This is a genomic window from Ruegeria sp. C2 (genome assembly GCF_056537765.1).
Window position 1 is genome coordinate 781927 of record NZ_JBQFRZ010000001.1, and the last position, 21666, is coordinate 803592.

21 protein-coding genes are annotated in these 21666 nt (G+C 57.7%); 20 read left to right on the forward strand and 1 reads right to left on the reverse strand.

What is annotated here, in order from left to right; genetic code table 11:
• Positions 1–12 precede the first annotated feature (12 nt).
• From ACR0IV_RS03910 to ACR0IV_RS03985, 16 genes are all read left to right on the forward strand, one after another.
• On the forward strand, positions 13–1116 hold the full coding sequence (locus ACR0IV_RS03910; RefSeq protein WP_480657749.1) for a dimethylsulfoniopropionate demethylase: 1104 nt from the start codon (positions 13–15) through the stop codon (positions 1114–1116).
• Positions 1117–1218: 102 nt separating this feature from the next.
• Positions 1219–2214, forward strand: a complete 996-nt coding sequence (gene acuI, locus ACR0IV_RS03915; RefSeq protein WP_480657747.1) for an acryloyl-CoA reductase — start codon at positions 1219–1221, stop codon at positions 2212–2214.
• Between the two features lie 183 nt (positions 2215–2397).
• On the forward strand, positions 2398–2961 hold the full coding sequence (gene frr, locus ACR0IV_RS03920) for a ribosome recycling factor (RefSeq protein WP_480657745.1): 564 nt from the start codon (positions 2398–2400) through the stop codon (positions 2959–2961).
• Between the two features lie 9 nt (positions 2962–2970).
• On the forward strand, positions 2971–3702 hold the full coding sequence (locus ACR0IV_RS03925) for an isoprenyl transferase (RefSeq protein ID WP_480657744.1): 732 nt from the start codon (positions 2971–2973) through the stop codon (positions 3700–3702).
• A complete protein-coding gene (locus ACR0IV_RS03930) occupies positions 3699–4481 on the forward strand; it encodes a phosphatidate cytidylyltransferase (RefSeq protein ID WP_480657743.1) in 783 nt (260 codons plus the stop codon). Before ACR0IV_RS03925 ends, ACR0IV_RS03930 begins: the two co-directional genes overlap by 4 nt.
• The gene (dxr, locus tag ACR0IV_RS03935; protein ID WP_480657741.1) at positions 4481–5653 is read left to right on the forward strand and encodes a 1-deoxy-D-xylulose-5-phosphate reductoisomerase; all 1173 of its coding nucleotides are present in this window, start codon (positions 4481–4483) and stop codon (positions 5651–5653) included. Before ACR0IV_RS03930 ends, dxr begins: the two co-directional genes overlap by 1 nt.
• Positions 5654–5659: 6 nt before the next feature.
• Complete coding sequence (gene rseP / locus ACR0IV_RS03940) at positions 5660–7012, forward strand: RIP metalloprotease RseP (RefSeq protein WP_480657740.1); 1353 nt, start codon at positions 5660–5662, stop codon at positions 7010–7012.
• A 90-nt stretch (positions 7013–7102) separates the two neighbouring features.
• Complete coding sequence (locus ACR0IV_RS03945) at positions 7103–7231, forward strand: hypothetical protein (protein WP_480469862.1); 129 nt, start codon at positions 7103–7105, stop codon at positions 7229–7231.
• A gap of 128 nt (positions 7232–7359) precedes the next feature.
• The gene (gene bamA, locus ACR0IV_RS03950; protein ID WP_480469861.1) at positions 7360–9720 is read left to right on the forward strand and encodes an outer membrane protein assembly factor BamA; all 2361 of its coding nucleotides are present in this window, start codon (positions 7360–7362) and stop codon (positions 9718–9720) included.
• Positions 9721–9825: 105 nt separating this feature from the next.
• Positions 9826–10308 carry an OmpH family outer membrane protein gene (locus ACR0IV_RS03955; RefSeq protein ID WP_480692628.1) on the forward strand — a complete coding sequence of 161 codons (483 nt, stop codon included), beginning with the start codon at positions 9826–9828 and terminating at the stop codon, positions 10306–10308.
• A 72-nt stretch (positions 10309–10380) separates the two neighbouring features.
• Positions 10381–10854 carry a 3-hydroxyacyl-ACP dehydratase FabZ gene (gene fabZ / locus ACR0IV_RS03960; protein WP_480657737.1) on the forward strand — a complete coding sequence of 158 codons (474 nt, stop codon included), beginning with the start codon at positions 10381–10383 and terminating at the stop codon, positions 10852–10854.
• On the forward strand, positions 10851–11636 hold the full coding sequence (gene lpxA / locus ACR0IV_RS03965) for an acyl-ACP--UDP-N-acetylglucosamine O-acyltransferase (protein ID WP_480657736.1): 786 nt from the start codon (positions 10851–10853) through the stop codon (positions 11634–11636). Before fabZ ends, lpxA begins: the two co-directional genes overlap by 4 nt.
• 4 nt (positions 11637–11640) lie before the next feature.
• Complete coding sequence (locus ACR0IV_RS03970) at positions 11641–12435, forward strand: LpxI family protein (RefSeq protein WP_480657734.1); 795 nt, start codon at positions 11641–11643, stop codon at positions 12433–12435.
• Positions 12435–13589, forward strand: coding sequence for a lipid-A-disaccharide synthase (gene lpxB / locus ACR0IV_RS03975; RefSeq protein ID WP_480657733.1), 1155 nt, complete (start codon positions 12435–12437; stop codon positions 13587–13589). The genes ACR0IV_RS03970 and lpxB overlap by 1 nt, the downstream gene beginning before the upstream one ends.
• A gap of 4 nt (positions 13590–13593) precedes the next feature.
• Entirely contained in the window at positions 13594–14169 is a 576-nt protein-coding gene (locus ACR0IV_RS03980) for a hypothetical protein (protein WP_480657731.1), read from the forward strand.
• 86 nt (positions 14170–14255) lie between these two features.
• A complete protein-coding gene (locus ACR0IV_RS03985) occupies positions 14256–14801 on the forward strand; it encodes a carboxymuconolactone decarboxylase family protein (RefSeq protein ID WP_480657729.1) in 546 nt (181 codons plus the stop codon).
• On the opposite strand, the gene mnmA is transcribed toward ACR0IV_RS03985, so the two are convergent.
• Positions 14798–15943: a tRNA 2-thiouridine(34) synthase MnmA gene (gene mnmA / locus ACR0IV_RS03990; protein WP_480657728.1), complete on the reverse strand. Its 1146-nt coding sequence runs from the start codon at positions 15941–15943 to the stop codon at positions 14798–14800. The two genes, ACR0IV_RS03985 and mnmA, sit on opposite strands and share 4 nt — an antisense overlap.
• 129 nt (positions 15944–16072) lie before the next feature.
• On the opposite strand from mnmA, the gene sciP reads away from it, so the two are divergent.
• The 4 genes from sciP to recG all read left to right on the forward strand — a co-directional run bounded on the left by sciP (position 16073) and on the right by recG (position 21631).
• The gene (gene sciP / locus ACR0IV_RS03995) at positions 16073–16366 is read left to right on the forward strand and encodes a CtrA inhibitor SciP (protein ID WP_480469852.1); all 294 of its coding nucleotides are present in this window, start codon (positions 16073–16075) and stop codon (positions 16364–16366) included.
• A gap of 83 nt (positions 16367–16449) precedes the next feature.
• Positions 16450–17166, forward strand: a complete 717-nt coding sequence (gene ctrA, locus ACR0IV_RS04000; protein ID WP_480469851.1) for a response regulator transcription factor CtrA — start codon at positions 16450–16452, stop codon at positions 17164–17166.
• Between the two features lie 125 nt (positions 17167–17291).
• On the forward strand, positions 17292–19544 hold the full coding sequence (ligA, locus tag ACR0IV_RS04005) for an NAD-dependent DNA ligase LigA (protein WP_480657726.1): 2253 nt from the start codon (positions 17292–17294) through the stop codon (positions 19542–19544).
• Positions 19541–21631, forward strand: coding sequence for an ATP-dependent DNA helicase RecG (recG, locus tag ACR0IV_RS04010; protein WP_480657724.1), 2091 nt, complete (start codon positions 19541–19543; stop codon positions 21629–21631). Before ligA ends, recG begins: the two co-directional genes overlap by 4 nt.
• Positions 21632–21666 lie beyond the last annotated feature (35 nt).

Genomic DNA, 21666 nt, shown 5'->3' on the forward strand with positions numbered 1-21666 from the left:
GAGGAGGCATGAATGGCTCAAATCTCACTTTCTCGCCGACTGCGTCGCACGCCCTTCTCTGAGGGTGTCGAGGCGGCGGGGGTCAAGGGATACACCGTCTATAACCGTATGTTACTGCCCACGGTTTTCGAAAGCGTCGAGGCAGACTACGGGCATCTCAAATCCCATGTGCAGGTCTGGGACGTCTCATGCGAACGCCAGGTCGAGCTGCGGGGGCCGGACGCCGCCCGTCTGATGCAGATGCTGACACCACGCGACCTGCGCGGGATGCTGCCCGGTCAGTGTTTCTATGTACCGATCGTGGATGAAACGGGCGGGATGCTGAACGATCCGGTTGCAGTGAAACTGTCGGACGACCGGTGGTGGATCTCAATCGCCGACAGCGATTTGCTGCTTTGGGTGAAAGGATTGGCCAACGGCTATCGTCTGGATGTTCTGGTAGATGAGCCGGATGTCTCTCCGTTGGCGGTACAAGGACCGAAAGCCGATGATCTGATGGCACGGGTGTTCGGCGACCGCGTGCGCGACATTCGGTTCTTCAAATTCGATATGTTTCAGTTTGAAGGACGCGATCTGGCCGTTGCGCGGTCGGGTTATTCAAAGCAGGGCGGGTTCGAGATTTACGTTGAGGGCGGAGATATCGGCATGCCACTGTGGAATGCTCTGTTTGCTGCAGGTGAAGACCTGAACGTGCGCGCCGGCTGTCCGAACCTGATCGAACGGATCGAGGGCGGTTTGCTGTCTTACGGCAACGACATGACCGACGACAACACGCCACACGAATGCGGTCTCGGCAAGTTCTGCAACACTCACACGGCTATCGGTTGCGTCGGGCGCGATGCTTTGCTGCGGGTCGCCAAAGAGGGGCCCGTGCAGCAGATCAGACCGATTGAGATTTCCGGTGATGCTGTCCCGCCATGTGATCGGCCCTGGCCTGTCTACGGCGGCGGCAAGCCTGTTGGGCAGGTGACCTCGGCCGCGTGGTCGCCGGATTTTCAGGTCAATGTCTCGATTGGAATGCTGCGGTTGAGCCATTGGGATCCGGGCACCGTGCTGGAGATAGAGACGCCCGACGGACCGCGAAGCGCGGTCGTGAAGGACAGGTTCTGGATTTGATCGGGGAAGGGGGCTCTGCCCCCGTCGCTGCGCGACTACCCCGGGGTATTTTGGGCCAGATGAAGAAGCAGATCTGGTCGTTTGAAACAGAAAGGATATCAGATGTTTAACGCATTGGTCATGGACAAGGATGAAGAGAGCGGGCTGGCGAGCGCGTCGGTCAAGCAGCTCAGCGTGGATGACTTGCCTGCGGGCGAGGTGACGGTTGCTGTCGATTATTCGACCGTGAACTACAAGGATGGTCTGTGCATGTCGCCCAAAGGGGGCGGACTGGTGCGCAGTTACCCTCATATTCCAGGGATCGACTATGCGGGGACGGTCGAGGCGTCTTCGGACGAGCGATACAAACCCGGTGACAAGGTTGTGCTGACCGGGTGGCGCGTAGGAGAGGCGCATTGGGGTGGATATTCCCAAAAGGCCAACGCGCGTGCAGATTGGCTTGTACCTCTGCCAGAAGGTTTGTCTGCACGTCAGGCGATGGCGGTTGGGACCGCTGGATTCACCGCGATGCTGGCCGTTATGGCGCTTGAAGATCATGGCTTGGAGCCGGGGCATGGCCCGGTGCTGGTGACGGGGGCCGCCGGCGGCGTAGGCTCGGTCGCGACTGCGATTTTGGCACATCTTGGCTATGAAGTTGCCGCTGTCACGGGGCGCCCGGAGACGGCAGAGTATCTCACCTCGCTGGGAGCGACGACAATTGTGCCTCGGGATGAGTTAAACGAAACCACCAAGCGCCCATTGGAGAGTGAAACCTGGTCTGGCTGTGTGGATGCCGTCGGCGGTGCCATGTTGGCGCGGGTTCTGGGGCAGATGAAATATGGCGCCTCGGTTGCGGCTGTTGGCCTTGCCGGAGGGGCTGCTTTGCCAGCGACAGTGATTCCGTTTCTTCTGCGCGGGGTCAACCTGCTTGGGATCGACAGCGTCATGCAGCCATATGACAACCGCGTGCGGGCCTGGCAGCGCATCGCAACCGATTTGCCGATGGATAAGCTTGAAGCCATGGTGCATCCGGCAACATTGTCAAATCTGCCCGCATTGGGGGCAGATATTTTGAACGGGCAGGTCAAAGGGCGCGTCGTGGTCGACGTTAACAGCTGATCAGCACCAGTGCCTGAAGCCGGTCGGGTACGCCATCCGACCGGCTTTGTCGTTGTGATTGTGCAGAAGATACCAGAAACAGTTCTGGTCATTGCCACAATTCCTGCCCATGATTGCTATACATCCCATTTGTGATGGCTTAAGACCCATCCGAACAGCACCTGAAGACGGGGAGTGAGCAGCATGTCTGATGATTTTGACCTGGACACCGATGATCTGAAACGCCGCATGGACGGCGCTATGGCAAACCTCAAAACCGAATTCGCATCGCTTCGGACAGGGCGGGCCTCGGCCTCAATGCTCGAACCGGTGATGGTTGACGCCTATGGCTCGATGACGCCGATCAATCAGGTAGGGACAGTGAACGTGCCCGAGCCGCGTATGGTGACGGTCAATGTTTGGGACAAGTCGCTGGTGGGAAAGGTTGAAAAGGCAATCCGTGAGAGCGGGTTGGGGATCAACCCTCAACTGAATGGCACGATCATCATGCTGCCGATCCCGGAATTGAACGAAGAGCGCCGCCGAGAGCTGGGCAAGGTTGCCGGACAATATGCAGAAAGCGCGCGGGTTTCGATCCGTAATGTTCGGCGCGATGGCATGGATCAGATCAAGAAGGGCAAAGCCGATGGTCTGTCCGAGGATGACCAGAAGCTCTGGGAAGCCGAGGTGCAGGACCTGACCGACATGATGATCAAAGCCGTTGATGATGCGCTTGAGACCAAGCAAGCCGAGATCATGCAGGTCTGAGCGCGAAACATGCCGAAAGATCCCCATACCGCCCTCGATACAGGGCCGCGCCATGTGGCCATCATCATGGACGGGAATGGCCGCTGGGCGCAGGCGCGCGGGCGGCCCAGGTTGTTTGGCCATCACGCGGGCGCGCGCCGTGTGCGTGAAGTGGTTGAGGCCTGCCCCGAGTTGGGGATCAAATACCTCACGATTTTCGCCTTTTCGACGGAAAACTGGAAACGCACGCAGGCCGAAGTAGCTGGTCTGATGAGCCTGTTTCGTCGGTATATCGTCAAAGAAACCAAGACGTTGAAGGACAATGGTATCCGGGTGCGGTTCATCGGCGATCGCGTGCGTCTGGACACAAAGCTGATCGAGTTAATGGACACGCTGGAGCGAGAGACGCAGGATAATGATCTGGTTCATCTGACCGTAGCCCTTAACTACGGCGGGCGTGATGAGGTGGCTCGCGCAACCAAACGTCTGGCTCGTGATGTGTCTGAGGGGCGCCTGCGGCCCGAAGACGTGGATGAGGAAACTCTACCTAAGTACTTGGATACGCGCGTACTTCCGGATCCGGATCTTGTGATTAGGACCAGTGGCGAGGCGCGAATTTCAAACTTCCTGCTCTGGCAATCCGCCTATTCCGAATATGAATTCATCGATACGCTGTGGCCCGATTTCACCGCCGCCGAGCTCGAGCGCCTGTGCCGCAGTTATGGCGCGCGCGAGCGGAGGTTTGGAGCGGTTCCAGCATGACTGATGGCCGATGGTCTGATCTGACCACCCGGGTCCTGTCGGCTGCGGTACTCGTCATCATCGGCGCGATCGAAGTCTGGCTGGGCGGACTGTGGTTCGAGGTATTCATTGCCGCAGCCTGCGGTCTGATGACCTGGGAACTGGTGCGTATGGTGGACCCCGACCGTAAGGGCGTCGCCATTCAGCTTGCGATCTTGACTGGCGTTGCCGTTATCCTGAGTTATCATTTGCCTCCGCTTTACAAACTTCCTTTCCTGCTGGCTCCGGCTCTGGTTGGGGCGGGGCAGGTCAGCCGCGCGCGCGGACTTTATGTTATGTTTGCGTTCTGGATTGCGGCCTCGGGGTTGGGCTTCATCTCGATCCGAGAAAATATGGGGTTCGGCTGGATGGTTTGGCTGATCCTGATCGTGGTCGCCACCGACGTCGCGGGATATTTTGTAGGCAAAACGCTGGGTGGACCTAAGTTCTGGCCAAAGGTAAGCCCCAAGAAGACCTGGTCGGGTACGGTCGGAGGCTGGCTGGCTGCCGCGTTGGTCGGGGTTATCTTCGCCGCTTATGTGGGCTTTGGGGCAGCTTTCGTTCTGGTATCGGTGCTTGCTTCAATGGCCAGCCAGGCCGGCGACATCGTCGAAAGCGCCGTGAAGCGTAAGCTTGGGGTCAAAGACAGCTCGAACCTGATCCCGGGGCACGGAGGGTTCCTGGATCGTTTTGATGGCATGATGGGCGCAGCGGTCTTTGTGTTGATTGCAGGGCTGATATACGCACCCGGAGGCATGTGATGCGCAGAGTATCGATATTCGGGGCGACCGGATCGATAGGGCAGAACACCATTGATCTGATCGCACGACATCCCGACGCCTACAAGGTGGTGGCGTTGACCGGTGCTGGTAACATCGCCCAGTTGGCGCAGGACGCCAAACGTCTGCGCGCCGATATCGCGGTGACCGCCTTCGAAGATCGGTTGGATGATCTGCGTGACGCTCTGGCTGGAAGCGGCGTTCAGGCTGCTGCGGGGCAGGCGGCTTTGATTGAGGCAGGCACGCGCCCGGCGGATTGGGTCATGTCGGCCATCGTTGGCGCAGCCGGGCTGGCTCCGGGGATCGAAGCACTAAAACAGGGCGCGACACTCGCGCTGGCCAACAAAGAGACGCTGGTCTGCGCGGGTTCACTGGTGCTGGACACTGCTCGAGCACACGGCGCAAAGCTGTTGCCCGTCGACAGCGAACATTCGGCGGTGTTTCAGGCGCTTGTGGGCGAGGACATCAACTGCGTCGAGCGGGTTATCATAACTGCCAGTGGCGGGGCATTCCGCGATTGGCCATTGGCTGATTTGGCCAATGCCACGGTCGAGCAAGCCTCGAGTCACCCAAATTGGGATATGGGTCAAAGGATCACGATCGACAGCGCGTCGATGTTCAACAAAGCGTTGGAAGTCATAGAAACCAAAGAATATTTTGGAGTAAGCCCTTCCCGAATTGAAGTACTGGTTCATCCTGAATCAATCGTCCACGCGCTGGTTGGGTTTCAGGACGGTGCGTTGATGGCACATCTCGGAGCGCCGGATATGCGCCATGCAATCGGATATGCGCTTCATTGGCCTGAACGGCGCGATTTGCCGGTCGAGCGACTGGACCTCGCCAAACTTGGGCAACTGCGCTTTGTTGCGCCGGACGAGACGCGCTATCCCGCCCTGCGGCTTGCGCGAGAGGTTATGGCACGCGGTGGTCTGTCCGGCGCAATCTTCAACGCGGCCAAGGAACGTGCTCTGGACCATTTCATTGCGCGCCGGATCGGGTTCTTGGATATGGCAGATGCAGTGGCTGCAGTGCTTGATCGATTTGAGGCCTCGGACGGCCTTATTGATGCCCCTTTGACACTTGATAATGTGCAGCAAACGGACCATCTGACACGGCAATGGGTCGATGAAACCGTATTGCAACGAGCAGGATAAACACCTTTGGACATACTCTCTCTGATCCCGCAATTCGGCAATCTTCTCTATACGATCCTGGCCTTTGTTGTGGCGCTTTCGGCGATCGTAGCAGTGCATGAATACGGGCACTATATTGTTGGCCGCTGGTCAGGCATTCATGCCGAAGTTTTTTCGATCGGGTTTGGTCCTGTGCTTTGGAGCCGCATCGACAAGCGCGGCACCCGCTGGCAAATCGCGCTGCTTCCGTTCGGAGGCTATGTAAAGTTCCTGGGCGATGCGAATGCCGCTTCGGGCAAAGATGAAGAAGCGATGGCCGACATCGCCCATCAAAGCCCGGAAGAACTGCGTCGCACGATGCATGGTGCCCCGCTCTGGGCGCGCGCAGCGACCGTGGCGGCTGGACCGATCTTTAATTTCGCGATGTCGATTTTGGTGTTTGGCCTGGTTCTCTGGTCAGACGGTGTGTCGCGTGAACCACTTACGGTTGGTGCACTGCAACCGCTACCGGGGACGGTGCAAGGTTTACAGGAGGGCGATGAAATCATCGCCATCGCCGGGCTGCAAACCCCGGATTTCGACGACGAGAACAACTGGTCGGACTTTATCGACGCCTTGCCGGTACTGCCGGAGTTGGACTATACGGTCATCCGCGATGGTGAGACGATTGACGTCCAGGGTCCTTGGCTGTTTCCACCTTTGATTCAACAAGTTGCGCCACGCAGCGCAGCCATGGATATCCAGTTGCAGTCAGGCGATGTCATCACGGCTGTTGATGGTGATCCGATCTTTGCCTTCGATCAACTGAAGGAGCATGTCGAAGGCTCGGATGGTCGGGCTTTGTTGCTGACGGTCTGGCGCGACGGCGCAGATCTGGAGTTCGCTCTGGCCCCGCGCCGGACGGACGAACCAAAGCCGGAAGGCGGATTTGTCACCCATTGGCGTATTGGCATCGTCGGCGGCATGATGATTGAACCCGAGAAGGTTCCGGCCGGAGTTTGGGACTCGTTAAAAGGTGGTGTCACTCAGACCGGGCGCATCATCGAAGGCTCACTTTCGGGCATATGGCATATGATTACGGGGGCCATCAGCACCTGCAACATTTCCGGGCCAATTGGGATTGCCGAAGTATCGGGGGCGATGGCCAGCCAGGGTACGCAAAGCTTCATCTTTTTCATCGCTGTGTTGTCCACTGCGGTAGGCCTTTTGAACCTTTTCCCAATCCCGGCGCTGGATGGCGGACATCTGTTGTTTTACGCCTATGAGGCGGTGTCCGGTAAACCGCCCAGCGACAAGGCGCTGCGTGTTCTGATGGGCATCGGAGTAACGTTGATCCTGTCTTTGATGATCTTTTCGGTCAGCAATGACCTGTTCTGCTGATTAAGGCAGGCACGGCACGGTTCGGACGCAAAATTGCCTCATTTCGGTCCTATGCTCTTGGGTGCATTTTAAAGAATGGGCTCAAGGGCTATGACCAAGACACTGCAGAAATCGTATCAGAGCTTCAGCTATCTGTTTCTGTTGAACTGGGATGTGCTGCTCAGCTTTGGAGTCACAGCATTGGCGCTGGCGGTTGGCGGGTATCTCGTCGGTCTGTGATTCTTTCTGCACCACTGTGACATCTTGGAACGGCCTGCAGGCCGTTTTTTACGTTTTGCGCTTTTGACATGATGCCACAATCGGGCTACTCAGCAGCTAAAGTCTGAAAATTCTGGGTAGTGACAAAAATGACTGACAGCAGAGGCACGGGCACATACTGCGGCTCTCGCGGGCGGCAAAACAATATTTTGTGGCAGGCACTAACGTTCTTTTTCTTCTTTGCTATACCGGGTTTACTGGTATTGCCGCAGCCGGCACAGGCGCAGTCTTATACGATCAACAGCTTCGATGTTGAAGGCAATCGCCGTATCGAAACCTCGACCATCATCGCCCGGACGGGAATCGAGCCAGGGCAGACGGTAAGTGCTGGAGAGCTGAACGACGCCTTCCAGCGTTTGCTTGACAGTGGTGTTTTTGAGACAGTCGAGCTGACACCGCGTGGCAATACCCTGGTTATCGAGGTCGAAGAATACCCGACAATCAACCAGATCAGCATCGAAGGTAACCGCCGTGTTAAAGACGATGTTCTACTGGACGCGATTTCATCCGAGACACGGCGCGTTTTCACACCGCAGGTGGCCGAAGCGGATGCCGAGCTGATCGCTCAGATCTATTCCTCGCAAGGCCGGGTGTCGGCCACTGTTATCCCGCGCATCATTCGCCGGAGCGACAATCGGGTCGATCTGGTTTTTGAGGTTGCCGAAGGCACGACCATCGAGGTGGAGCGCGTAAGCTTCGTGGGCAACCGGGCCTATTCGGACCGTCGTCTGCGCCGTGTGCTCGAAACCAAGCAGGCGAACTTCCTTCGTACGTTCCTGCGTGGAGACACTTTCATCGCGGACCGTATCGAGTTCGACAAACAAGTGATCCGCGATTTCTATCTGTCGCGGGGCTATGTCGATTTTCGGGTCAACAGCGCGAATGTTGAATTTACGCGTGAACGTGACGCCTTTTTCCTGGTCATGAATATTACGGAAGGCCAGCGTTTCGCGTTTGGCCAGATTTCCACAGTGAGCGAAATTCCGGGTGTGGACCCTGCGGTCTATCAAGACGCGTTGAAAATCAAACCCGGCGTTATCTACTCGCCGTCGCTGGTGGAAAATTCGATCGCTCGGATGGAGCGGCTGGGGATCAAGAACGGCGTCGACTTCCTGCGCGTTGAGCCTCGTATCACCCGAAACGCGCGAGATCTGACGTTGGACGTGCAGTTCGTACTGACCCGCGGGCCGCGCATCTTCGTGGAGCGGATCGATATCGAAGGCAATACGACCACTCTGGACCGTGTCATCCGACGCCAGTTTGATACGGTCGAAGGTGACCCGTTCAATCCTCGTGAAATTCGCCAGAGCGCTGAGCGTATTCGTGCGCTTGGCTTCTTCTCGGTCGCGGATGTGGAGACACGTGAAGGGTCGACACCCAGCCAGGTTATTGTTGACGTCGATGTTGAAGAACAACCAACCGGGTCGCTGAGCCTTGGTGGTAGTTTTTCGGCCACAGATGGCTTCGGGATCGCAATTGGTCTGAATGAATCCAACTTTCTGGGACGTGGGCAGAATCTGGGTGTGACCCTGTCGACTGCGCAGGATTCGGAAGAATACTCGATCAACTTTACCGAGCCTTATCTGTTGGGCCGAAAGCTGCGCTTTGATTTGGGTTTGGGGCTTTCTACCACGAACTCGAGCTTTGCCAGCTTTGATACGAAAACGGTCTTCTTCAACCCTCAGATCAGCTATGCCATCGGTGAGCTTTCGGCTTTGCGCCTGCGCTATGGGTGGGACCGCAGCGAGATGACACAGCAAAGCAACGAAACCAACGGTGCTGTGATTGCCTCGGAAATTGCCCAAGGCAAACGCACCACGAGTTCGATTGGCCTGTCTTATGTCTATGACAGCCGTTTGGGCGGGCTGAATCCAACAGCTGGTGTTCTTTTCGAGGTTGGTGTGGATGCGGCCGGACTTGGTGGTGACAACGAATTCATTCAGACGACCGCGCGCGCCATCGCGCAAAAGCGGGTATGGAATGAAGAAGTTGTGCTTCGCGCCAGTCTGGAACTTGGGGCGTTGAATTGGACTGGTGACGACTTCAGCAGAACAATCGACCGTTTCGTGCTGGGTCCGAATACGTTCCGCGGCTTTGAGCCCGCTGGTCTCGGCCCGCGTGATCTCTCGAATGGCCAGGATGACGCGATCGGGGGTAACTACTATTGGGTAGCTCGTTTCGAATCCGACTTCCCGCTGGGCCTGCCCGAGGAATTGGGATTGCGGGGCGGTGTGTTCTATGACGTTGGCAATCTCTACAACATTGACAACGTGAACACTGCAGGATCTGATATTGTGGGTGCCAACGGTTCGATCCGTCATGTCATCGGCGTTTCGGTTCTGTGGACCACGCCCTTTGGTCCACTGCGCTTCAACTTCTCGAAGGCTCTCAAGAAGGAAGAGTTCGATAACGAGCGGAACTTCGACCTGACCATTCAGGCTCAGTTCTGATCCCGAATGCGTAACAGGAACATAATGTTATTGCAGGGCCCTTTTTGGGCCCTGTGTATTTTGGTCTTTTTGTCTGCATTGCCCGTAAGGGCACAGCAGCTTGGTGTGCCTCAAACCGGCGTACTGACAATTTCCAGCGAAAGGTTTTTCGCCGAATCCGCTTTTGGTCAGCGGGTATTTCGTGAAATCGAGACCGAGAGCGCCTTGTTGGCTCAGGAGAACGAGCGGATCGTTTCTGAGTTGAGCGAGGAAGAAAAAGACCTGACCGAAAAGCGTAAGTCTTTGTCGGCTGAAGAGTTTCGACCCCTGGCAGAGGCGTTTGACGAAAAGGTCCAGTCCCATCGCGAGGGTCAGCGCGCCAAGCTGGACCTTCTGGCGCGGCGCGGTGAAGAGGCGCGCGGCCGGTTTTTCGAACTGGCGCAGCCTGTTCTGATCGAGTTGCTGCGCGAATCCCAGGCTTCGGTAGTGATTGAAAGGGCGACGGTTGTGCTTAGCACGGACGCCTCAGACATCACGGACGCCGCGATTGAACGCATCAATGCTGCGATTGGCGACGGTAGCGCACTTGGCGGCACCAGCGGCGAATAGGCTGACTTGCCCTTACGTATCGGTATTGCTAACCACGCTTGAACGAGACATCCAAAACAGGACATCCAAACCATGACCACGGAATCCAAGAGCGCCGACATTCAGCTGATTCAGCGGATATTGCCGCATCGCTATCCGTTTTTGCTGGTCGATAAGGTCGTGGACATCCAGGGCTATCAATCCGCAGTTGGTATCAAGAACGTCACCATGAATGAACCCCATTTTCAGGGGCATTTTCCGGGCACTCCAATCATGCCCGGCGTCACGATTGTCGAGGCGATGGCGCAGACCGCCGGTGTCATGTTGGGCGTCGGCATGGACGTGATCGACAGTGAGCTGCTGATCTACTTCATGAACATCGATAAGTGTAAGTTCCGCCGCAAGGTTGTGCCTGGCGACGTACTTGAGATGCATGTCGAAACGGTGCGTGGCAAGAAAGGCGGTAAAATCTTCAAATTCAGCGGTCGCGCAACCGTTGAAGGCGAAGTTGCCGCCGAGGCCGAATTCTCGGCCTATGTCGATTGGGATATGGAAAAGACGACATGAGCGGTATCCATCCCAGCGCCATTATCGAAGACGGGGCTCAGATCGGGCAGGGCTGCATCATCGGTCCCTTCTGTTACATCGGATCGCAGGTCCGTTTGGGTGATCGGGTTGAGCTGAAATCTCATGTTGTGGTGACCGGCGATACCAGCGTTGGTGAAGATACGGTAATCTTCAATTTCTCGGTTGTCGGAGAAATTCCGCAAGACTTGAAATTTGGTGGTGAAAATACGCGCCTGGAGATTGGCAAGCGAAACCGTATCCGCGAACACGTCACGGTCAATACCGGCACCGAAGGCGGTGGAGGTGTCACGCGCATCGGGGACGATTGTCTGCTGATGGCCGGCGTTCATGTAGCGCATGATGTGCAGATCGGAAACCGCGTGATCATGGTGAACCACGCAGGCGCGGCCGGGCATTGCATTATCGAGGATGACGTCATCGTCGGCGGGATCTCTGGTCTGCATCAATGGGTTCGTGTGGGTCGCGGCGCGATCATCGGCGCTCTGACGATGGTGGCCAATGACGTCATTCCTTATGGCCTTGTGCAGGCTCCTCGGGGTGAATTGGATGGCCTGAACCTTGTTGGGCTGAAGCGCCGGGGTGTGACCCGGGCGGATATTTCGGCCCTGCGCGCCGCCTTCCGCGAACTGTCTGAAGGTGAGGGTACCTTTATGGATCGCGCCAAGAGGTTGGGCGACGATGCCGAAAGCGAATATGTACGTCAGATCGTCGATTTCGTAACAGGCGAGACCGATCGCTCATTCCTGACACCAAGGAAGTAGTCCGATGCTGGCCTTGATCGCGGGAACGGGTGTGTTGCCGGACGCGGTGGTTGGATGCCTGTCCGAGCGTCCGCTGATCTGCGCGATGGAGGGATTCGAGCCCGATACGTTGACAGCAGACGTGATCTTTCCGCTGGAACAGTTGGGCAGTTTCATTGCTGACCTCAAAGCGCGTGGGATCACCGAGATCTGCATGGCCGGCGCAGTTCGTCGCCCCGTTGTTGATCCCGCACGGATTGATGCCGCGACCATGCCCTTAGTGCCGATTTTGCAGAAGGCGATCATGTCGGGCGATGATGGCGCATTGCGAGCTGTCATCGGCATATTTGAAGATGCCGGGCTGGCCGTTCGGGCTGCCCATGAGATTGCACCGGACCTGCTACCCCCGCTCGGTTGCCTGACCGAGGTCCACCCGTCCGAGTCCGATCTGGCCGATGCAGATCGGGCGGCGGGAGTTCTACGCGCGATGGGGGCCGCTGATATCGGTCAGGCCTGCGTGGTCCTGAAAGGTCAGGCACTGGCCTTTGAGAGCATCTATGGCACTGCTTGGATGCTGCAGTCATTGACGCAACGCCCGGATGCGGGCGGTGGTGTTCTGTTCAAAGGCCCCAAGCCCGATCAGGACCGACGTGCAGATATGCCCGCCATCGGGCCCGATACGGTATCTGGCGCTGTGGCCGCTGGTCTGGGCGGTATTGTGATCGAAAAGGGCGGTGTCATCGTGCTGCAGCGCGACCGTGTCATCGAAGAATGCAATCGTCTTGGCCTGTTCCTGCAGGTCCGTGAGCGCGCGGTCTGATGCGCGTCTTTCTGGTCGCCGGGGAACCTTCGGGCGACCGTTTAGGGGCCGCGTTGATGGAAGGTCTGCGCGCGCTGATTCCTGACGTCACGTTTGACGGCGTGGGTGGTCCCTTGATGCAGGCGCAGGGGGTGAGCAGCCGATTTCCCATGTCGGAACTCAGCGTCATGGGGCTGGTTGAAGTTCTGCCCAAGTTCTTTCACCTCAAACGTCGTATAGCCGAAACCGCTCAGGCCGTGCTTAAGACGCAACCGGATGTTCTGATTACCATCGACAGCCCGGATTTTTCCCTACGTGTCGCGAAGCTGGTAAAGGCCGAAAGCAACATCCGCACCGTGCACTATGTTGCGCCCAGCGTTTGGGCTTGGCGGCCGGGGCGTGCCGATAAAATGGCGAAAGTGATTGATCACGTCCTCGTCCTGTTGCCGTTCGAACCGCCATATATGGAACGCGCCGGAATGGAGTGCGATTTCGTTGGCCATCCGGTTGTGAACGAACCCGTCGCCACAGATCAGGACGTAGCGCAGTTTCGCGCCGATCACGATCTGGGTGATGCGCCGATTATCCTTGCGCTGCCCGGTTCTCGACGGGGTGAGGTTGAAAGGTTGGCGCCGATATTTGGCGCCGCTCTCGGGCAATTTCTGCAAGATCGGCCTGACATGCGCGTTGTTGTTCCCGCCGTTGCACATATGGTGGATGCGGTTGCTGAGCAGGTGAAGGATTGGCCGGGTCAGCCGGTTGTTATCGATCCACGAGAATTGCCCTCGGTTCAGGCTCAGGCGCAGAAACGGGCAGCCTTTGCTGCAGCTGATCTTGCGCTTGCGGCGTCTGGTACCGTTTCTCTGGAGCTCGCGGCGCAGGCGACACCGATGGTGATTGCTTATAACCTGAACTGGCTAACCACGCTGATCGCAAAGCGCATGGTGAAACTGGACACAGTCACTCTGGTCAATCTGGTGTCAGAAACACGAACGGTCCCCGAATGTCTGCTGGACGACTGCCAACCCGGCAAGATTGCTGATGCATTAAGAGCCGTCGCGGCGACCCCCGGAAACCAGCAACAGGCGATGGCTGAGACGATGCAGCGTCTGGGGCGAGGCGGCGAGGCCCCCGGCCTACGAGCAGCGCGCGCAATCCTGGAACGGATGTCGTAGCACCATGTTCGAGCATGTCCTTTTCGCCATATCGGCTGGGGTGGCGATGGTGTCGACGAACCTCGACAATCTGGCGGTATTGCTGGGCCTGATCCTGATCATGGAACAACGCCGCGCCATCGTCGGCTTTGCCATCGCACAGGCCATTGTCCTATCTCTCGCGATGACCGTTGCGGTCGGATTGGATCAGAGCGGTATTCCCGAGTGGATCGGATACCTTGGTATCGTTCCGTTGATCTTCGGCCTGCGCGGAATCTGGCTGCAGTTTCGGGGGACCGAAGCGGATGACGTAAGTTCCAAAGGTGCCGTTAGCTCAGTTATTACCTTATTTCTGAGCCTGTCGGTCGACAGCTTTGCGGTCATGACCCCGCTGTTAGCAGATTCGACGCCATCGTTCCGTATTGCCGCCTTGGTGGGAGCCGCCATCGCTGCCTGTATATTGGTTGCCGTTGCAACATGGGGTGCGCCACGGGCCAAAAGCCTTGGCCCGCAGGTGGCCCGGATGGATCGGGTCGCACCTTACATAATGGTCTGTGTCGGGCTCTACATCCTGTTCAACTCACCAACTGATGTGCTCTGATCTGACGTAACCAACGTATTGTGATCGGTCGGCATCTGTTGCAGCACCTGAAGGCTTGGATATGCTGGCTGCGAAGGAGATAGCCCATGACCCGAATCCCACCGCTGAGCGATGATGAAATGACCGACGCGGCCTGCGCGTCTCTTGCGGCGCTGCAGGGCTATGGACCATTCGATAACTGGGCACGCGTCGCGGCCTATTGCCCGCCGGTGCTTGAGCATGTGACGGGTCTGCTGACCACATTGCGCGCTCAGGAAAATCTGCCGAGACGTGCGCTCGAATTGGCGATGGTAACTGTTTCCAAGCTGAACGCCTGCGACTATTGCGTGTCGCATCATACACCGCTGCTGACTGTGACGGGGTTAAGCCCGGAAGGCGCGGCGCGTTTGCCCGATGTCGATGATCATCCCGAACTGGACGACTGTGACAAAGCGGTGGTCCGGTTTGCCGAAGCGGTGACGACACGATCAGGCAGGATGCGCGATTCTGAGGTTTCGGACCTGCGTGAATGGTTCAGCAATGCGCAGATCGTTGAGCTGACTTGGCGCATCGCTCTTACCGGCGCATTCAATCGCTTCAACGATGCGCTTCAGATACAGATCGAGGCCGAGGTCGATCCGATTTCGGCTTAATAGCCACGCCAGATCCAGCCGCCGCCAAAAATCCGGCTGCCTTCGCTTGCATAGAACACGCAGGCTTGACCGGGCGATATCCCTTCTTCCGGCGTCAGCAATTCGACCTCTGCCGTTGTGTCGGAAAGGGGGCGAATGATCGCCTCACGCGGCGGCCGGGTCGAGCGGACCTTTACCGACAGATGCCATTCGTCGCGCGAGGTGAAGGGTTCATCGCCCAACCAGTTGATCTCGCGCACGGGTACGACGCGGGTGGCCAGCATCTCTTTTGGGCCGACGACGACCTGCTTCTTGTCCACGTCCAGTTTAACCACGTAGAGCGGTTCGCTGAGGCCGCCAATGCCAAGACCGCGGCGCTGACCGATCGTGTAGTGGATCACACCATCATGCTGCGCCAGTACGCGGCCATCGGCATGAACGATCTCGCCGGGCTCTGCCGCACCGGGGCGCAGCTTTTCGATCACGCTGGCATAGTTGCCGTTGGGCACGAAACAGATGTCCTGACTGTCCGGCTTGTCTGCTACGGCCAACCCATACTGCGCCGCCATCTCGCGGGTGGCGTCCTTGGAGGGAAGATGGCCCAAAGGAAAGCGCAGATAATCCAGTTGCTCGGGCGTGGTGGAGAACAAGAAATAAGACTGATCGCGGTTGGCATCCTCGGCGCTGTGCAGTTCCGGGCCATTGCGGCCCATCTTGCGCTGGATGTAATGACCGGTGGCCATGCAATCGGCCTCAAGGTCCTTCGCCGTTTCCAGAAGGTCCTTGAACTTTACCCGTTCATTGCAGCGGATGCAGGGCACTGGGGTCGCGCCAGCCAGATAGCTATCGGCGAACTCATCAATTACCGCGTCCTTGAAGATGTTTTCATAATCCAGGACATAATGCGGAAACCCGCGCTCCTCGGCCACGCGCCGTGCGTCGTGGATGTCGATCCCAGCACAACAGGCGCCTTTCTTGGCAAGCGCTGCGCCGTGGTCGTAAAGCTGCAAGGTCACCCCGACCACGTCATAGCCTTGTTCTGCCAGATGCGCGGCGACGACCGAACTGTCCACACCTCCGGACATGGCGACCACCACCCGCGTTTCCGAGGGCGGTTTGGCGAAGCCAAGCGAGTTCAGCGGGGTCTCGGTATCGAGGGCCATATCGATTCCAGTCAGGATTAAAGAAGACCGGCAGAATATAGGAAAATTCTACACACTCTCAAGGGGCGGTTTCACGCTGTTTTAAGTAGGCTGGGTGCAGCTTTGTCGCAGCAAAAGAAGGTGTAACAGATGTATTTGCACAAAGTGGAAGGGCCAAGGTCAGTCACCTTACCAGATGGAACCGTTCTGACGCGGGCAGATCTGCCACCTGCGGACACACGACGCTGGGTTGCATCACGTAAGATCGTTGTCGTGCGTGGCGTGTTGTACGGTCTGATTTCTTTGTCTGATGCCAAAAAGCGATACGGGCTTAGTGATGAAGAGTTCAATGCCTGGGTTTCTGCCGTAGCCGAACATGGAGCTGATGCACTCAAGGTCACGGCGCTAAAAAAATATCGACAACCTAAAGGAGAACATGAATAAATGAATCAACGGTAACGGCAGGTTAACCATTTTTGACCAGTCTCATTTCGAACCGAAGATTTTAACCGAATTGGAGCAGTTGAATGCGAATACTTCTTGTCGAGGATGATCCCACCACGTCCAAAAGCATCGAGTTGATGCTGACGCATGCGAATCTGAATGTGTATGCGACAGACTTGGGTGAAGAGGGGATCGATCTGGCCAAATTGTATGATTATGACCTGATCCTCCTGGACCTGAATCTGCCGGACATGAACGGACACGAAGTGCTGCGGCAGTTGCGTATTGCCCGGGTTGAAACGCCAATCCTGATCCTCTCGGGTGCTGACGATACTGAAAGCAAGATCAAGGGCTTCGGTTTTGGCGCGGACGATTATCTAACCAAGCCGTTCCATCGCGAAGAGCTTGTGGCGCGTATTCACGCGATCATCCGTCGCTCCAAAGGTCATTCGCAATCGGTGATCCATACCGGTCAGGTGGCAGTAAACCTGGATGCCAAAACGGTCGAGGTTGGCGGCAAAACCGTGCATCTGACCGGCAAAGAATACCAGATGCTCGAGCTTTTGAGCCTGCGCAAGGGTACGACGCTGACCAAAGAGATGTTTCTCAACCACCTCTATGGCGGCATGGATGAGCCCGAGCTGAAAATCATCGACGTGTTTATTTGCAAACTGCGCAAGAAGCTCAGCAATGCCACGGGTGGAGAGAACTATATCGAGACGGTCTGGGGCCGTGGCTATGTCCTGCGCGATCCACAGTCGGGCAGCGTCGACGAAACCCGCATCGCGGTTGGGGCCTGAACGCACAAGAAGTTTGCCACCGCCGGTCCAGGGCGGCAATCCCACTCGCGGCTCAGCACAACACTGGACCTGACCATGGCCTCGCCCTATCACTGGGGTCCAAGACAACGTGACAGGGCGGGGACATGAGCAAGACCATCGCGGTAGCTGATTTGAGCGAAGACGAAGCGCGGGAAGAACTTGCTCGGCTCGCCGTGGCTTTGCTGCGCGCCAATGATCTGTATCATGCCAAAGATGCCCCTGAGATTTCGGATGCAGATTACGATGCGCTCAAGCGCCGAAATGCCGAAATCGAGGACCGGTTTCCGAATCTAAAGCGCGTCGACAGCCCCTCGGATCAGGTCGGTGCACGCCCTGCAGACGGGTTTGCCAAGGTGACCCATTCGATGCGTATGATGTCGTTGGGCAACGCCTTTGATGACGACGACGTCGCCGATTTCGACCGCTCGATTCGCAAATATCTGGGCCTGAGCACATATGCATCGCTGGCTTATACAGCAGAGCCCAAGATCGATGGCTTGTCCCTGTCTTTGCGGTACGAAGGCGGCGAGCTGGTGCAGGCTGCGACGCGCGGGGATGGCGAAGTCGGCGAAAACGTCACCGCAAACGCCCGTACGGTCGAGGATATCCCACACCGGATTGAGGGCGCCCCGGAGATTCTGGAGGTTCGGGGCGAAGTCTATATGTCTCATCAGGACTTCGACGCGCTGAACGTTCGGCAATCCGAAACCGGTGGAAAAGCTTTCGCAAACCCGCGCAATGCGGCGGCGGGGTCCCTACGGCAGCTTGATTCAGAAATCACCCGGTCTCGACCGCTGCGATTCTTTGCTTATGCCTGGGGGACGCTGTCCGAACCATTAGCGGAAACGCAGATGGCAGCGATCGGGCGACTCCGAGAGTTTGGATTTCAGGTCAACGATTTGACCCGCCTGTGTGCCACGACAAATCAGATGCTCGAACACTACCGTGAGATCGAAGCGCAGCGCGCAACCTTGGGCTACGATATCGATGGCGTGGTCTATAAGGTCGATGACCTTGGCCTGCAGGCTCGTCTGGGGTTTCGCTCGACGACGCCTCGTTGGGCTATAGCACATAAATTCCCGGCAGAACTTGCCTGGACGCGGCTGGAGGCGATCGACATTCAGGTCGGCCGAACCGGAGCGCTCAGCCCGGTTGCTCGGTTGCACCCGGTCACGGTTGGTGGTGTGGTTGTCTCGAACGCGACCTTGCACAACGAGGACTATATCGCCGGGCGAGACGCCAAAGGCGGGGTGATCCGCGATGGCAAGGACATTCGTGTCGGCGATTGGGTGCAGGTCTATCGCGCGGGCGACGTGATCCCCAAGATCTCGGATGTGGACCTGTCCAAGCGGCCTGACGATGCCGAGCCCTATGATTTCCCGTCGAAATGTCCCGAATGCAGCAGCGATGCGATCCGGGAAGAGGGCGATGCGGTTCGGCGCTGCACCGGTGGTTTAATTTGTCCGGCACAAGCGGTTGAGAAGCTTAAACACTTTGTGTCGCGCAAGGCTTTCGATATCGAAGGTTTGGGCGCAAAACAGATCGAGATGTTCCATAGCGACTCGATCCTGCCGATCAACACTCCTGCTGACATCTTCACGCTGCAGGATCGTGATGCGGGCAATCTGGCGCGCCTGAAGAATCGGGATGGCTGGGGCGACACCTCGGCTGGTAACCTGTTTGCGGCCATCGATGAAAAGCGGACAATTCCCTTTGCAAGACTTTTGTTTGCCCTTGGTATTCGCCATGTCGGTGAGGTCGGCGCGCGCGATTTAGCGCTGTTTTACCGTGATTGGGACGTTATGGCCGCAGCGATTGACACTGCACGCCCTGCGTCCTTGGCGCAGCGGGCGGCAGACGAAGCGGAAGAGGCTGAACGGATCGCCGCCAGTGCCGAGGGTCGGCGCGCACGGCTGAAGGAAGCGCGCGATGCGGCCGTGGCGCGGTTGGACGTACCTGCCTCAGCTGCAAATGCATGGTCCGATCTGATTGGGATCGATGGAATAGGGGCCACTCTGGGCCTGTCACTATCCGACGCTTTCGCTAACGCCGAAGAGCGCAAGGCTTTTGACGATCTACGCGCGCACCTGACGATTGTTCCACCCGAGGCGCCGTCGTCGGACAGCCCGGTTGCGGGCAAAACCGTCGTATTTACCGGAACGCTGGAAAAGATGACCCGCGCCGAGGCCAAGGCACGGGCTGAAGCGTTGGGCGCAAAAGTATCCGGCTCGGTCAGTCAGAAGACTGATCTTCTTGTAGCTGGTCCCGGGGCCGGATCGAAGGCGAAGAAGGCAGCAGATCTGGGTATAGAAACACTCGACGAAGATGGCTGGCTGCAGCTGATCGGGGATGCATGAGCGGCAGACCCGAACAACTCTTTCCGCTGTTCGCAGGGCTTGAAACGCTCGACGGTGTTGGTCCCAAGACGGCGCAGCTGATGGGGCAGCTCGGGATCGAGTCGCCGCGTGATGTGCTGTTCGCGTTGCCCTATGCAGTGATCGACCGCAGGCGGCGAGACACGATCCAAGGCGCGGATTTACCAACGACCCTGACCGTGGAGGTGACCGTCGGCCCGCACAGACCTCCTCGCAACAAGGGCGGTGCCTATCGTATTCACGTCGAAGATGCTCAGGCCGATTTCCAGCTGGTCTTTTTTCATGCGCGCGGGGACTACCTGAAGAAAATACTGCCGCAGGGCGCGCGCCGAGTGGTGTCGGGCAAACTTGAGCTGTTCGATGGCATGGCGCAGATGGTGCATCCCGACCATGTCGTGGCCCCTGAAAGTGCAGGCGAGTTGCCTGAGTTCGAGCCTGTTTACCATCTTACACAAGGCGTCACTCAGAAGACGGCCTACAAAGCTGCACAAAGCGCGTTGGCACGCACGCCTGCTTTGACTGAGTGGGCTGATCCAGCCCAGGTCGCTCAGCAAAGCTGGCCGAATTGGCAAGCAGCGATGCAAGCGGCGCATCACCCGAAAGGTGCTGATGATGTGGCCTCATTTGCTCCGGCGCGTGAACGGTTGGCCTATGATGAGTTGCTGGCGCACCAGCTCACTTTAGCGATCGCGCGTCAAAAGGAACGCAAGACCCGTGGGGTCGTCAGTGTCGGAACAGGTGCGCTGCAGTCCAGGGTATTGGCAAGCCTGCCGTACCGTCCAACCGGGGCGCAGACGCGCGCGATTGAGGAAATCTCGGCAGACATGGCCTCGGACAGCCGAATGAATCGGTTGCTTCAGGGTGATGTGGGGGCTGGCAAGACACTAGTGGCGTTCATGGCCTTGCTCGTCGCCGTCGAGGCAGGCGGGCAGGGCGTAATGATGGCCCCAACCGAGATTCTGGCCCGTCAGCATTTGGAAGGGTTGCGCCCGTTGGCCGAGGAAGCTGGCGTTGTGCTCGAAATCCTGACGGGACGAGACAAAGGTGCAGAACGGCGCGCCAAGCTGGCGGCATTGAAACAGGGAAATATCCAAATCCTCGTCGGCACCCATGCCGTTTTCCAAAGCGATGTCGAATTCAACGCTTTGCGGTTGGCGATTGTCGACGAACAGCACCGCTTTGGCGTCCGTCAGCGGATGGAACTGTCCGAGAAAGGGCAGCGCGCAGATGTTCTGGTGATGACGGCGACTCCGATCCCGCGCAGCCTGGCTTTGGCACAATACGGGGATATGGATGTTTCGGTTCTGGACGAAAAACCTCCGGGCCGGAAACCGATCAAAACCGCCATCGTCAGCACGCAACGCATGGATGAGGTCGTGGCCCATCTCCGGGGCGCGATTGAAGCGGGCAAGCAATGCTATTGGGTTTGCCCTCTGGTGGACGAGTCTGAAGTTTCCGATCTGACAGCGGCTGAGGAGCGGTTTAAACGATTGCGCGCGCTGTTGGGCGATGGCGTCGTAGGGCTTGTACACGGGCAAATGCCACCAGCTGAGAAAGACGCTGCCATGGCGGCGTTCCAATCTGGGCAGACCAAGGTTCTGGTGGCCACAACCGTGATCGAGGTGGGTGTGAACGTGCCCAACGCGACCATTATGGTAATTGAGCGGGCCGAGATTTTCGGGCTGGCGCAATTGCACCAGCTGCGCGGTCGCGTAGGGCGGGGTGAGGATGCCTCGACCTGTTTGTTGATGTATCAGCCACCGCTCAGCGAAGGTGGGCGCAAGCGGTTGGAGGTCTTGCGTGAGACCGAAGACGGGTTTCGGATCGCCGAGACCGATCTGCAGATGCGCGGAGCTGGGGATCTGATTGGCACCGCACAATCGGGGTTACCAAAGTTCCGCATCGCAGATCTTGAGCGACAGGCCGGGTTGATGGCCGTTGCCCAATCCGACGCGCGCGCATTGCTGACTACCGACCCGGACTTGACCTCAGATCGGGGAAAGGCCGCGCGTGTTCTTCTGTGGCTGATGAAGCAGGATCAGGCAATCCGTTTGATTTCAGTGGGTTAAGTCATAAATCCTCAAAAGTTCGCAAATGTTCTCAA